The organism is Paenibacillus doosanensis, assembly GCF_025060755.1.
Lineage (GTDB): Bacteria > Bacillota > Bacilli > Paenibacillales > NBRC-103111 > Paenibacillus_S > Paenibacillus_S doosanensis.
On sequence record NZ_JANYUY010000068.1, the window covers coordinates 23,729 to 37,583 of the forward strand.

Sequence of the window (13,855 nt, forward strand, 5' to 3'; positions counted from 1 at the left end):
CCTTCCGGTTCATCAGTCGTATTCAGCCGCCGGTTCGGTCATCCGCTCTTGCGCGCTTATCGCAGGCTTTGATATGCTAAGCGGTGAGGGAGGGACCCGCTCATGAAAACGGATTTCGAGATCCATTTTGCCAAGCAAGCGGAGAATCCGGCCATGGACATGTATCATTACCATGATTTTTATGAAATTTATTATTTGTTCGGCGGAGAACGCTTTTATTATTTGGAAAATCATATATATCACGTGGCCAAAGGCTCCGTTGTATTCGTCAATAAAAACGATATTCACAAAACCCTCGAAGGCGGGGCGGGCCACGACCGCGCCGTGCTTTATTTCACGGACCGGTTCCTCGGCCGCTTTACGGACGAGCAGCTTAAGCTGCTGCTGTCTCCGTTTCGTTCAAGCGGTAAAGTGATGCCGTTTAATAACCAGCAGCAAAGCTATATCGAGAATTTGCTGTTCCAAATGAAGAAAGAATATGCGGATTCGAGCCTTCCCGGCCGATCCCTGTTTTTTGAATCCTTGCTCGTACAACTGCTCCTGTTTACTTCCCGTATTTCCATGGAAGCCGAGCAAATTGCGCCCAAGCCTATGGACGGTAAAATGTCCGAAATTATCGGTTACTGCAACGAAAATTACGTCAAACCGCTGACGCTGGAATCGGTATCTTCCCGCTTCTTCATCAGCCCATACTATTTCAGCCGTCTGTTTAAACGGTCCACCGGCTTTCATTTCCCGGAATATATCAATACGCTGCGCATTCGTGAAGCCCAGAGGCTGCTAAGGGAGGATGACGGAAAAATCATTCAGATCGCCGAGCGGGTCGGCTACTCCAACATTACGCATTTCAATCGCACCTTCAAGCAGGTGACGGGAATGGCGCCGCTCACCTATAAGAAAATGATCCGATCCGTCCCTAAAACCTAAAACCGGCCGGGAGGATCGGATAACAGGGGACCGGCCTATGCGCCGGTCCCTTCTTCATGCCGCATTATTCGATTCGGAACCAGTCGAAATCGGCATAGCCTCGGCCCGCCGCTTCGCTTGGATGCTGCCGGAGGCAGAACAAGCCGAGCTTGGCGCCGACCCAGTGTCCCGGCACAGCCTCGAAGCGATCGCCGACGGAGATGTACGTTTCCCCGTCCAGGCTGTACTGAAACGTGCACTGCGCCTCCAGTACGATGCGGACCCGCAAATAAACCGTGCCGGCGCCGGCCGGCAGCGCGATCGTCTCCGCCACTTCCTCCGAAGAGCCCTGCTTATTGCCCGAGCCTTTGACAAACAGCAGCTGCACGCCTTCCCCCGTCGACTCCAGCGCCACATAACGGTATTCATGTCCGAATACGGTTAGTCCCGCCCGTTCATGAGGGGCGCCCGGCACGAACTCCAGCTTCGCCGTTGCGGTCAGAACGGGAGCGGGCAGCTTCTGGCTGACCATGCTTCTGACGTCGTAGAACGTCGTCGCGCCTTCGGGCAGCGGCTCCGCGTACAAGCGCAGACGGCTCTTCCTCGCGTCGAGCGAATACCACTCGGCTCGATGGTTCGTCTGCCACTGCCACTGCAGACCGAGCTTGCCATCCTCGAACTCGTCGCTCGTCGCCGGCACGGCAAACGGATGCTCCGCGCCCACGTTCGGCTTCCGGTAAGTGAGCACCGGCTCGCCGATCCCGTCTCCGTTCGTATCGATCCCCATCACCGGCCAGTCGTTCTCCCAGTTCATCGGCTGCAAGTGCGCGATCCGCCCGTAAGCTTCCCGGTCCTGAAAATGCAGGAACCACGATTCGCCGGATTCCAGCTCCACATAGCCTCCCTGATGCGGCCCGTTCACGATCGAATCTCCTTGATGGAGCACGATCCGGTCTTCGTACGGACCGAAAATATGACGGGAACGAAGAATCGTCTGCCAGCCGGTCGAGACGCCTCCTGCCGGAGCAAAGATGTAGTAATAGCCGCTGCGCTTGTACAGCTTCGGCCCTTCCAGCGTCTCGTGGTTCTGCGTTCCGTCGAACACGATACGCCCTTCGTCGAGCAGGCTTTTGCCGTCCGGGCTCATCTTGCAAATGCTGAGCTTGCTTTTAATGCCGCAGCGGCTTTTGGCGAACGCATGGACCAAATACGCCTGGCCGTCCTCATCCCAGAACGGGCATGTATCGATCCAGCCTTTGACTTCTTTCACCAAATGCAGCGGGGTCCACGGTCCGGCCGGATCGGTCGCCGTCGTCATAAATACCCCTTCGTCTGGGGCTCCGAAATAAATCCAGTATTTCCCATCGTGATAACGGAGACTTGGCGCCCAAACGCCGTCTCCGTGCCTTACGTTCTCGTAGCCTTCAGGCAGCTCCCGGATCGCATGTCCGATCAAGGTCCAGTTGACCAAGTCCTTCGAATGCAGGATAGGCAGTCCCGGCGTGCTGCTGAAGCTGGAGGCGGTCATGTAGAAGTCTTCGCCTACGCGGATCACGTCCGGATCGGAATAATCGGCGTAGATGATCGGATTGCGGTAAGTGCCGTCGCCCAAGTCGGCATACCATACCGGTTTTTGCGTATTGCTGGCGCTTATGCTCATGATATGAAAATCTCCTTTTTTTTATTGAGGATGGATGATTCATCGGACTGCCGCTTCGCTCGCGTCGACAAAACGGATGCCTCGGCTGTTATGCTCCCGGTATGCCGGCCCGGTCCGCGCTATTATTTTCACATCGCGAAACAGCACATCCTCGGCGTCGATACAGGCCAGTCCTTCCTCCGACGAGACGGTCACGCGCTCGAACTTCAGACGCTGCAGCGCCCTCTCCGGAAGCCCGCGGAGAAAGATGCCTTGACGCGCTCCCAGACAGCAAGTGTCGGTTATCGTAATGTCGCGGAAGCAGGGGGTTCCCTCCGTTACCGGGGCCGGCGCGGCATAATCGTCCTGAATTTCGTAATACATGTCGAAGACGATGCCGCTTTTCTCAATATCTTTCATCCTGACGTTGGAAATACGGATGTTCTCGACGATCCCGCCGCGGCCCCGCGTGCTCTTGAAGCGCAGCCCGTTATCGGTGCCGATAAACATGCAATCGCTCACCTCGATATGCCGGATGCCTCCGGACATTTCGCTGCCTACCGTAAATCCGCCGTGGCCGTGATATACGATGCAGTTGCGGATCGTCACGTATTCCGTCGGCACGCCGGTGCGGCGGCCCTGCTCGTTCTTGCCGGACTTCAGACATATCGCATCGTCGCCGACATCGAAGAAGCAATCGTGTATATTCGCGTAGCGGCAGGAATCGAGGTCCAGACCGTCTCCGTTCACCGAATGCCATGGATTGCGGACCGTTACGCGGCGGATAGTGACATGCTCGCATAAGCGGGGATGCAGGCACCAGCTTCCCGAATTTTGAAACGTCGGCCCGTCGAGCAGAACGCCGCTGCAGCCGGTGAGACCGACCAGCACGGGGCGCAAATACACTTTGTAAGGCTCGTACAGGGCGATATCCATCAGCCCGTTAGCCTGCAGCGCCTCCGTCGCCCGCCTGCCTTCGCTCGCCTCCCGCGTGGGCCACCACAATCCGCCGCCGTCTACGACGCCGCCTTGCGAGATCCGTTCGTTCCACTGGCGTTCCGTCATTTTATGCTTCTTCACGCATCGCCACGCATCGCCCGAGCCGTCAAACACGCCGCCGCCGGTGACAGCAATATCCGTCAAGTTTTCTCCGTAGATAGGGGGCATCGCCCGCACCGCATCCAAACCTTCATAGTTGCTGCGTATAAGCGGGTAATCGTCAAAGCTCCGGCTGAAAGTGACGAGCGCCCCTTGCTCCGCATGAAGTCTTATTTTGCTTCGCAGCCGTATGGGCCCGGTCAGCCATATTCCTGCCGGAATCACTACCGTCCCGCCCCCGCCTGCCGAGCATGCCTCGATGGCGTCTTGGAATGCCTTGGTATTGTCGGTTATTCCGTCGCCCTTCGCGCCGAAATCGGTTACAACCCAAGCGCTATCGGGAAAGACGGGGATACGGACCTCCTTCATCGAACCGGTCGCAGGTTCGGAACCGGCGATTTGCTGCTCTGTCATCGTGAAGCTCCTTTGTTATCTAGTGTGCCAAACCTCTATTGATGTATTTCAAAGCTGACTCGCCGCCCATATAGAGGCAGGTTTATTCGCCACCTTATTGTATAGCAATCCATCCGGACGGTTCTACACAATACATGCTCAGATCGCAGGAACTTGACAATTCTTGCGCTTTGAAAGCGCGGGTTCCCACGCTTTTCGCACGGATCGCCGCTTGACGTTTCTGTATCCGGAAACCATTATGATATAGTAGAAGAAACTGCGGAAGCAGCTTTATCGAAGCCGCTTCCGCAAGCTTCAGCATATTTACGCGCCAAAAAATGAGTATTCGAGGTGAGCTGTTCATGGATTCCCAGCTTCAATCCTATTTATCCGAACACCGGGAGCGGCATTTGGCCGAATTGATCGAATTTGTCCGCATTCCCAGCATTAGCGCCAGCACGGAGCATAAGCCCGATATGCTCAAAGCCGCCGAGTGGCTGGCGGATGCGCTGCGCCGGGCCGGACTGGAGCATGTCGAGGTGCTGTCTACGGCAGGCCATCCCGTCGTCTACGGCGACTGGCTGCATGCGCCGGGCCAGCCGACCGCGCTGATCTACGGCCACTATGACGTGCAGCCGGCCGATCCCCTTGAACAATGGGAGACGCCGCCGTTCGAGCCCGTTATCCGCGACGGCAAGCTGTACGGCCGCGGCGCCACGGACGATAAGGCGCAGCTTTATACACATGTGAAGACCGTGGAAGCCTATTTGAACACGATAGGCACGCTGCCGGTGAACGTAAAGTTCTGCATCGAGGGCGAAGAGGAGATCGCCAGTCCCAGCCTTCCCGCTTTCCTGGAAGCGCAAGCCGAGCGGCTGAAGGCCGATGCGATCGTCATCTCCGACGGTCCGATGCATGATGAAGGCGCGCCTTCCATCTGCTACGGATTAAGAGGCCTATGCGGGTTCCAGCTCGATATTCAGGGAGCGAAGAACGATCTGCATTCCGGCTTGTACGGCGGCGGCGTAGCCAATCCGGCGACCGCTCTCGTGCAGCTGCTTGCCTCCATGCGCGGCGACGACGGCCATATTGCGATCGAAGGCTTCTACGACGGGGTGAACGAGCTGTCCGAGGCGGAGCGCGCCGCGTTCCGCGAGCTGGCGCTCGACGATGCGAAGCAGGCGAAGGAACTCGCCGTGCCGGAGCTGACCGGGGAAGTCGGCTTCTCGTTCCTGGAGCGGACGACGGCAAGGCCGACGCTGGAGATCAACGGCATATACGGGGGCTACCAAGGCGAGGGACTGAAGCCGATCGTTCCGTCGACGGCGGGCGCCAAGATCTCCTGCAGGCTGGTCGACCACCAGGACCCGGATCAGATCATGAAGCGGATCGAGGCGCACATTAAGAAGCATAAGCCGGCCGGCGTCACCGTCAAGGTGCAGCAGACGCACCGCGGCAAGCCGTTCTACATCTCGCCCGAGCATCCGTATATCCAGGCGGCCGCCAAAGCATACGAAGACGGCTTCGGCAAAGAGCCCGTCTATATTCGCAGCGGCGGCTCGATCCCGATCGTCGAAGTGTTCTCCCGCGTTCTGGGAGCCCCCGTCGTCATGATGGATTTCGGCCTGCCCGGCGAAAATATGCATGCCCCGAACGAGCATTTTCATCTGGACAATTTCGACCGCGGCATCGCCACGTTATGCCGTTACTGGCAGGAGCTGCAGTCCAGCGGCAAATAGCGATCAGGCCGTCCTCTGCCTAAGATACGGGCAGGGACGGCCTGATTTATGCTTGCCTATGAAAATCAATGAATCTCAATCGATTTAATTAACCGGTTCTGTTCGATAAACGATAAAAACTCCTCGACGCCGTAAGCCCCCGGCAGTCTTACCAGCATAACCAGATGGATCAGATCGTCGGAATGCTCCTCCACCTGCAGGCTGAGCACGGCGATATTTTTTTGCTTCAGCATTTGCTGTACGCCTTCCATGCATCCCGCCATATTGACGACCTGCATCGTGACTTGTTCCGTCTTCGGAGAAGCCAGCCAATTGAATTTGCGGTGCAAAATGATTTGCGCCAAAATAATGATTACGGTCGCTCCGCCGCCCATCAGAAACATCCCCGAACCGATAGCCATGCCAATGCCCGCCGTAGCCCAAATGCCCGCCGCCGTCGTCAAGCCTTTAACCGTATGCTTATGCATAAAGATCATTCCGGCGCCGAGAAAGCCCACTCCGCTTACAATTTGCGCGGCGACGCGGGACGGGTCGAGCGAAAGATTAGCCCAGCCGATTTGATCCTGAAAGCCGTACTTGGAGATCACCATCATTAAGGATGCCCCGATCGCTACGACAAAATGGGTTCGTATCCCCGCTTCTTTCATCCGGTTTTTGCGTTCATAGCCGATCAGCGCCCCGCAAATTCCGGCGATAATGACCCGAACCAAGTAATAATATTCCATTCCCAGTGCTCCTCCTGTTCTATTCCCGTTACCGTCCTTTCGCTTCCACCCATAACACTTGCTTCATCCGGACGATTTGCTCAAGCGCCGCAAGCACCGTTTCGAGCTGATCCGCCCTGATCCGGAAGCGCACATGCGAAACCGGCGCCTCCAAAGCCGCCCTTTGTCCCTCGTCCAGCGCGCTCGCGCTCTCTACTTGAATGCCGTATTCCTCGAATATCGAGAGGATCGCGGCCATCGCGTGAGACTCCTCTACCAAACGGACGGTTACCGTTTGCTGCAAAGCCAATATTGGCCGGCTCCAGGGTTTCGCGGAATGCGCTCTAACGAACGCCCCTGCGGCCATCACTCCGACAGCGTTCATCCAAAACGCAGAAAATCGTTTTCCTTCCATGGACTCATTGAACTGGTGAACCATATGAACTATGGTATGCACGAGACGACGCCTCCTTCCCGGAAAACCGTTGTAAGCGCTGTCCAGCGGGCGCGCCCGTTATCCCTCGAACGCTTTTTTCTCCATTGTCTCCATCGCCCTCGGGGAACTTCCGGTTTTCAATATTATAGGGAAATCCCCCTGCTTAAGAAATCCTCTATTTTAAAGGAATGGTTTTAAATATTAAGATCGAGCTGATGTGCACGTGAAACTTTTGTCTATCCTGTAAATTCACCGGAACATTTCTTTTTTATGCAAAAAAAGACGCGGGTTCTGCAAATTCGGTCTTATCGAAACGGATCAAGTATTTCTGAAAAAAGGGATCGAGTGCGTCATTTTACAAAAGACGTTGATTGGATCCGTTCAAGATTATTTGAACAGAGAAAAAACGGGCACCCGAACGCTACCGGATGCCCGATCTATCTGAACAGTCAGCCACTTTAACCGACCACATGCCTCATCGCAAACCTCATGGCTTCGGCCTTCTCCAAAATCATCGTGTCGTAAATCGATTGCTCCTGACTGATCGGCGTTTGCACCCACTCCTCGGAGAAGCTCTCCTCCAGCGGATAATTGAATACGGACTTGAGTCCGTTGCCGTAGCGCAAAATAATTTTCGCCGCCGGGTTCATCGTATCCCGCAGCTCCTGAATCACTTCCAGCTTGTTTTTGACCAGAGACGCGATCCATATATGCGTAGCCTGCTTCACGAAGTCCAACTCCCGCAAGCTTTGATTGGAAAACGATACGAGCGAATCCAGTCCGGACGCCTCAGCCACTCTCCGGCCCAATATGACGGCCTCCATGTCAATGTCAACGCACATCACTTCGACACACAGCTCTTTGGCGATAGTCAAGGCCGATACGGGCAGCGCTCCCGAGCCGATGAACAGCACCTTCGACGTTGGACCCATTCCGAAAGGGGAGATTTCCTGTTTAACGGAATGAGACAGCATCTCCAAATAACGGCTGATGTCCAGCTCTCTTCTGCAAATGCAATGCGACTGGTATTTTTCCACATCGCACAGCGCCTTGACCGAGGATTCTCTCAGCTCCGCCGAATGATCGCTGATCTCCGGATGGCTCGCCCATTGATTCCAGCGCTTTTTGTTTTTCTCGCAATTCATGAATTGACATAGATGATCCAATTTATGTTGAAGCAGCTCGAAGCAGCCGCAATCTTGCTTGGAGTAATAGGTCAATTCTTTTATCTCATCGTCGAGCTTCTTAATGGACAGTAAAAACTCATCCTTGTCTTTCATCCCGGTTCCTCCGTTTCACGTACACTCCTTCGCGCAACAATAGTTACTATTTACCAATTGATTCTAAAATATCCCTGTTTTCGCACCGGATTTCTTCTTTGCGGCAGTTTGAACGGCGGCGGCCCTGTCCGTTATAATGAAGATATTGTCCAAATCTAATCATGAGGTGAGAGTATGTTAAAAGTGGAATATCACGGACACTCATGCGTCCAACTGTCTGACGGCGAGCATTCGCTGATCATCGATCCGTTTCTTACGGATAATCCGGCGGCGGTTGCCGATCCCGATTCCATTCGCGTGCAGCATGTGCTGCTGACCCATGCTCATACCGATCATATTCAAAATGCCGTTCAAATCGCCAAAGCCAACGATGCCACACTGATCGCCATTCACGAGCTAGCTACCTACATGAGCTGGCAGGGCATCAAAACAAAAGACATGAACATCGGAGGCAAGCTGTCGCTCGGCTTTGCGGAGCTGCAGATGGTGCAGGCTTTTCACAGCTCCGGCATTATCGATCACGGCAAGCAAGAGATCGTATACGCGGGAATGCCTGCCGGATTCATCATCCGCTGGAACGGGCATACGATTCTCCATGCCGGAGATACGAATTTGTTCCTCGATATGAAGCTGATCGGCGAGCGCAATGCCATTGATCTTGCATTTCTGCCGATCGGAGATTTATTTACGATGGGACCGGAAGATGCGGCCGTCGCCGCCGAATGGCTCCGCGCCAAGCTGGTCGTTCCCGTTCATTACGATACGTTCGAGCTGATCCGGCAGGACGGTGGCGCCTTCGTCGACCTGCTCCAAGCCCGCGGCATCGAGGGCAAAGCGCTCCGGCCGGGCGAGCAGATTACATTGGATTAAGCTTTCCTGCTTTCTCTCGGATAGCGCCCCAAAAAGCCTGAATGCCATCCGTTCATGAAGGAACAGACGGGTTCAGGCTTTTTTCTCATATTCCCGCCGATCCCTCAGTCTTCCAGCTCTACGCCTTTCGTTTCCGTTCCGAGGAAGAAGACGGCCAAAGCTCCAATAAGGATGGATGCGAAGAACAGGTAAAAAATCATCTGCAGCTCCACGCCTCTGGCCACCAGCAGACCGACAAGAAGCGGCGCGATAACGCCGCCGATGCGGCCGAAGGAAGTCGCCATACCTACTCCCGTCGAGCGCACTCTCGTCGGGTACAGCTCAGGAGTATAGGCATACAGGCCGCCCCAAGCTCCGAGATTGAAAAAAGACAAGCAGATGCCCGCCGCAATCAGCAGCCCCTCCGTCTGCGCCGTGCCGAACCAGATTGCGCTTAATGCCGTGAAGACTAAATACAGCACAAGCACGAATTTGCGCCCGAACCTCTCGATGGCATAGGCCGCGGTAAAATAACCCGGAAGCTGCGCCAGCGTCATCATGAGCACATATTGAAATCCTTTGACCAAGCCGAAGCCTTTCATCACCATCACGGTCGGCAGCCACAAAAACATGCCGTAATACGAGAACACTACCGTAAACCATAGAATCCACAGCATGACCGTAGATCGGCGGTATTTCGCCTGCCAGACCGAGGCCCACTGCTCTCTCACCGTCGGCCTGTCCGCTTCCCGGGATTGCATATACCGCTGCGGATCTTCGATAGAACGCCGCAAATAAAGTGCATACAGCGCCGGGACCGCGCCGATCAGAAATCCCGCCTGCCAGCCGTACCTGGGGATAATAAAATAGGAAACGAGAGCCGCAGCCAGCCATCCCCCCGCCCAGAAGCTCTCAAGCAGAACGACGGTGCGTCCTCTCTCCTCCGCCGGAACCGTCTCCGACACCAGCGTCGAAGCTACCGGCAGCTCACCGCCCAAGCCGACTCCCGCGATAAACCGCAGCAGGCACAGCACGGCGAAGCTCGTCGCCAGCGCGGACAGCCCGCTCGCCAGCGAGAAAATAAGCAGCGTCCAGAGAAGCACCGATTTACGCCCGAAGCGGTCGGCCATATAGCCGGCGATAGCGGCTCCGAACACCATGCCGATCGAGTTAATGCTGGTGAACACCCCCACCTGCTCAGGGGTCAAATGCCATTGCACCGTCAAGGCGGCCACGACAAAGGAAATAATCCCTACGTCCATGGCGTCGAACAGCCAGCTGATTCCCATGCTGATTAATAACCGTCCCCGCTTGGAGCTGCGTACGGCCGCTGCGTTTTCCAACATGAACTCCCCCTAACGTGCCATTTTCCGTTTCTTCGCTTTAGAACATAGTATTTCCAGAGCCTGCGACATTAATCGCGGGAGCTCCCTTATGTTGTTCTTAAGCCGTTAAGCTGGCGCAAACAAAAAATCCCCCGTCTCCGGTCAGGAGAACAAGGGGACGTCAATAAATCAGGGCCGGGTCCAAGTGAATGGGATCACTTTGTAAAAAAGCCTTTGGCGGAGCCTCTCCGTTCCGAAAGCCGGACCGTATTGGTCGCCATTAAGGAAAGCAAGTACGTCAGTATTGAAACCGTAATGGCTCCCGTTACGGCCCATGGCAGGGAAAAGCCGGATTGGCTCAAAAACGCATACGCGCCTTGCCCGCAAAACGCCATCGTAATTAAACAAAGTATCGTTTTCAAATAATGACGTACATCGAGGGAAAAGCCGACATACGTCGATACCGACAAAAAATTGAGCATCGTAATGATGCAAACGCCGAAGTTAATGCCCGTCGCCACGCCGTAGATCCCCCATTTGGAGCCTAAAATGAACATCGCGATAGCCTGCAGCAAAGTGCTCATAATGAAGTTCCACATCACCGTCTTCACCCGGCCGATCCCGAGCAATATTGCATGAAGAGGATCTTCGAAGTAATGAAGCAAGAAGAACGGCGCAAGCAGCTTTAGCAAATTGCCGGCTTCCGGAGCGTGATAGAGCGTCGTCGTCAGCGGAATGGCCCACATGTAGAGCAGGATCGTGCAGGGAGCTCCGATTATAAAAGCAAGCTGAATCGCCTGATCGATTCTTTGATGGATCAAGCGCTGGTTGTTTGAAGCATTGGCTTCGCTAATCGACGGGATTAAAGCAGTCGACAAGGAATGCATGATGAACGTCGGAAATACTAGCAGCGGAAATGCATAGCCTACGAGCAACCCGTATTGCTTGGTAGCGACCGCAGTGCCTATCCCCGCGATAGCCAGGCTTTTTATCACGAGCGTAGGCTTGAACGCCCTGTAGATCGAATTGATGAATCCTTGCCCGGTGGAAGGAAGCCCGATGTTCAGCAGCTCGTAGAGCGTTCTTTTTTTGTCCGGCAGCGGAGAACCGTCCGCGATTTGACCTCCGTGCTTTCGTTTATGAAGCATATACATGAGCAGTAAAAACAGCAAGCTGCTGCATTCCCCCATCACCGTACAGATCATCGCTCCGGCGGCCGCATACTCGATTCCGTAAGGAAGCAGCAATTGCACCAGCCCCATGATCAGAAGAATATGGACGATATTCTCGATTACATCGGAGACGGCGATCGGAGTCATGTTCTGCTTGCCGCGGAAATACCCTTTCAGTACGGACGAGATGGCGACGAGCGGAGCGATCGGAATGATCGCAAGCATTGCGTAGTAGGCTCTCTGGTCGGCCAGAACGAACGAAGCGATCCATTTGGCTCCTATGAACGTGCCTAAAGTAAGAACAATGCTGATCGTGACGGTGAGCGACAAAGATACCTGCAAAATTCGCTTTACTTTGGCCGCGTCCCTCTGCGCCTCCGCTTCAGCGACGAGCTTGGAGATAGCCACCGGCAAACCGAGACTGGTTAACGTAATCATCATCGGTACCAAAGGATGAGCCATCATCAAAAGTCCGATCCCCTCCGGCCCCAAAAACCGGGCCAAAACGATGCTGCCCAAAAATCCGAGGATTCGTGTAATAAATGCGGCTGCGGTCAATATAAAGGTGCCCCGCACAAACGATGATTGTTGCTTGTCCATGTCGCGTACATCTCCATATCTATGAACTTAAAACTATTTATATTCAATATGGGCGGGATGTATGCGAACAAGCTTAACTTTACCAAGAAAGACAGTAACGGATAATAACTCCAATGAAATCATCATGCAATCACGACTTTTTCTGTCAGTATTATGAGGTTATAATGGAATTGGCTCCATAGACGGTCTATTTTATAAAAAAGAGGAGGAACGTTATGAATTACACGAGTCCGGTATGGTCCGCATCCGCTCTCATTACGATTGATACGCAAAATGATTTTACTTTGCCCGGCGCCCCTGCGGAAATCAAGGGAACCTCCCAAGTGCTGCCTAACATGAAGAGCCTGCTGGACGCTTACCGCGCCAAAGGCCTGCCTATCATTCACGTGATTCGCCTTTATAAAGAAGATGGCTCCAACGTCGACCTATGCCGCAAAGAGCTTATTGAAAACGGGGCCAAGATCGTCGCTCCGGGCTCCGAGGGCGCAGAATTGGTTCAAGAAATTCGTTCTTCCGAGTATGTTGCTCTGAAAGCCGACGAGCTGCTGCCCGGCGGTTTGCAGGCTGTCGGGCCGATGGAATGGGTGATGTACAAACCTCGCTGGGGCGCCTTCTACCAAACCGTTCTGGAGCGATTTCTGCGGGAACGCGGGATCGATACGCTCGTATTTACAGGCTGCAACTTCCCGAATTGCCCCAGAACCTCGATGTACGAGGCGAGCGAACGCGACTTCCGGGTTGTGATGGTGGAGGACGCCATGTCGCAGGTTTATGATAAGGGCATTCAGGAAATGCGCAATATCAGTGTCCTTGTTTGCGGTACGGGTGATGCACTTCGTGCAATTTCTTTATAGCGGAGGAGAGGAGCGTCTCCTCCCTTCCTTGATATGTAAATGCTATCACAAAAAGGATGGAAATTTTGATATTTTTCTATACCCATGTGATATCCCGTAGCTCAAGGAGGAGGTGCAAAGTAGAATGAATCCGCTGCTTTGGCAAAGCCATCTCGACGGAGTTATCTGTTTCCGAGTCGGCCTCTTTGCTTCGTAATCTTCAATGCACAGAACAAATCCCCCAAAAGTGACGTGATGCTCTGAAGCATATTCCGTCCGCATCCAGCCTAAGCTGGATCGGCGTCTAACCATTCCGCTGGGATCGTTCTATGGGTAGACATTACTTTCGGGGGAGCCCCCCGATATCCACAGGATATGGCTGCGCATCATTTCCTAAACAATAAAAAAAGCAGCTGATCTGCGTAAGATCAACTGCTTTTTGCTTGGCGACGTTCTACTCTCCCAGAACCCTTCGGTTCAAGTACCATCGACGCTGGAGGGCTTAACGGTCGTGTTCGAGATGGGAACGCGTGGTTCCCCTCCGCCATCATCACCAAACGGTATAGCTTGTTCAAGGCTTGCGCCTTGAAAACTAGATACGAAACTTGTGCGCGTAGCGAGCAATGCTTTGTTGTTTCTTAGGGGCTCCCCGCAAAGTACTAGGAATCTGCTTCGAAGCATCCTCTTCACTTTGTGGGGCTTCTTTGGTTAAGCCCTCGACCGATTAGTATTCGTCAGCTCCACACGTTGCCGCGCTTCCACCCCGAACCTATCTACCTCGTCGTCTTCAAGGGGTCTTACTTACTGGGAAATCTCATCTTGAGGGGGGCTTCACGCTTAGATGCTTTCAGCGCTTATCCCGTCCGTACGTAGCTATCCAG

Annotated in this window: 11 protein-coding genes and 2 rRNA genes; 4 read left to right on the top strand and 9 right to left on the bottom strand. The window is 54.2% G+C overall.

What is annotated here, in order from left to right; genetic code table 11:
• Positions 1-102: 102 nt before the first annotated feature.
• Positions 103-927, top strand: a complete 825-nt coding sequence (locus N0M98_RS30070; RefSeq protein WP_249865328.1) for a helix-turn-helix transcriptional regulator — start codon at positions 103-105, stop codon at positions 925-927.
• 64 nt (positions 928-991) lie between these two features.
• Here the strand turns inward: N0M98_RS30070 and N0M98_RS30075 are convergent, their stop codons facing one another.
• Positions 992-2,566 (bottom strand): glycoside hydrolase family 43 protein, encoded by a 1,575-nt coding sequence (locus tag N0M98_RS30075; RefSeq protein WP_259620081.1) that lies wholly within the window; start codon positions 2,564-2,566, stop codon positions 992-994.
• 39 nt (positions 2,567-2,605) lie between these two features.
• Positions 2,606-4,057 carry a glycoside hydrolase family 28 protein gene (locus tag N0M98_RS30080; RefSeq protein ID WP_259620082.1) on the bottom strand — a complete coding sequence of 484 codons (1,452 nt, stop codon included), beginning with the start codon at positions 4,055-4,057 and terminating at the stop codon, positions 2,606-2,608.
• A gap of 341 nt (positions 4,058-4,398) precedes the next feature.
• Here N0M98_RS30080 and N0M98_RS30085 point away from each other — a divergent pair, with 341 nt between their 5' ends.
• On the top strand, positions 4,399-5,775 hold the full coding sequence (locus N0M98_RS30085; RefSeq protein WP_259620083.1) for a dipeptidase: 1,377 nt from the start codon (positions 4,399-4,401) through the stop codon (positions 5,773-5,775).
• A gap of 65 nt (positions 5,776-5,840) precedes the next feature.
• Here the strand turns inward: N0M98_RS30085 and N0M98_RS30090 are convergent, their stop codons facing one another.
• The 3 genes from N0M98_RS30090 to N0M98_RS30100 all read right to left on the bottom strand — a co-directional run bounded on the left by N0M98_RS30090 (position 5,841) and on the right by N0M98_RS30100 (position 8,195).
• Entirely contained in the window at positions 5,841-6,500 is a 660-nt protein-coding gene (locus N0M98_RS30090; protein WP_249865333.1) for an MgtC/SapB family protein, read from the bottom strand.
• 28 nt (positions 6,501-6,528) lie between these two features.
• A complete protein-coding gene (locus N0M98_RS30095) occupies positions 6,529-6,936 on the bottom strand; it encodes a hypothetical protein (RefSeq protein WP_249865334.1) in 408 nt (135 codons plus the stop codon).
• Positions 6,937-7,373: 437 nt separating this feature from the next.
• Complete coding sequence (locus tag N0M98_RS30100) at positions 7,374-8,195, bottom strand: nicotianamine synthase family protein (RefSeq protein ID WP_249865335.1); 822 nt, start codon at positions 8,193-8,195, stop codon at positions 7,374-7,376.
• Positions 8,196-8,369: 174 nt separating this feature from the next.
• Here N0M98_RS30100 and N0M98_RS30105 point away from each other — a divergent pair, with 174 nt between their 5' ends.
• The gene (locus tag N0M98_RS30105) at positions 8,370-9,065 is read left to right on the top strand and encodes a metal-dependent hydrolase (protein ID WP_249865336.1); all 696 of its coding nucleotides are present in this window, start codon (positions 8,370-8,372) and stop codon (positions 9,063-9,065) included.
• A gap of 104 nt (positions 9,066-9,169) precedes the next feature.
• On the opposite strand, the gene niaP is transcribed toward N0M98_RS30105, so the two are convergent.
• Both niaP and spoVB read right to left on the bottom strand, forming a co-directional pair.
• On the bottom strand, positions 9,170-10,390 hold the full coding sequence (gene niaP / locus N0M98_RS30110; RefSeq protein ID WP_259620084.1) for a niacin permease NiaP: 1,221 nt from the start codon (positions 10,388-10,390) through the stop codon (positions 9,170-9,172).
• Between the two features lie 194 nt (positions 10,391-10,584).
• Positions 10,585-12,141, bottom strand: coding sequence for a stage V sporulation protein B (gene spoVB, locus N0M98_RS30115; protein WP_259620085.1), 1,557 nt, complete (start codon positions 12,139-12,141; stop codon positions 10,585-10,587).
• 215 nt (positions 12,142-12,356) lie between these two features.
• Here spoVB and N0M98_RS30120 point away from each other — a divergent pair, with 215 nt between their 5' ends.
• The gene (locus N0M98_RS30120) at positions 12,357-12,995 is read left to right on the top strand and encodes a cysteine hydrolase family protein (RefSeq protein WP_259620086.1); all 639 of its coding nucleotides are present in this window, start codon (positions 12,357-12,359) and stop codon (positions 12,993-12,995) included.
• A gap of 420 nt (positions 12,996-13,415) precedes the next feature.
• Here N0M98_RS30120 and rrf read toward each other — a convergent pair.
• Positions 13,416-13,532, bottom strand: a 5S ribosomal RNA gene (rrf, locus tag N0M98_RS30125).
• A gap of 146 nt (positions 13,533-13,678) precedes the next feature.
• Positions 13,679-13,855 (bottom strand): 23S ribosomal RNA (locus N0M98_RS30130); the annotation flags it as partial.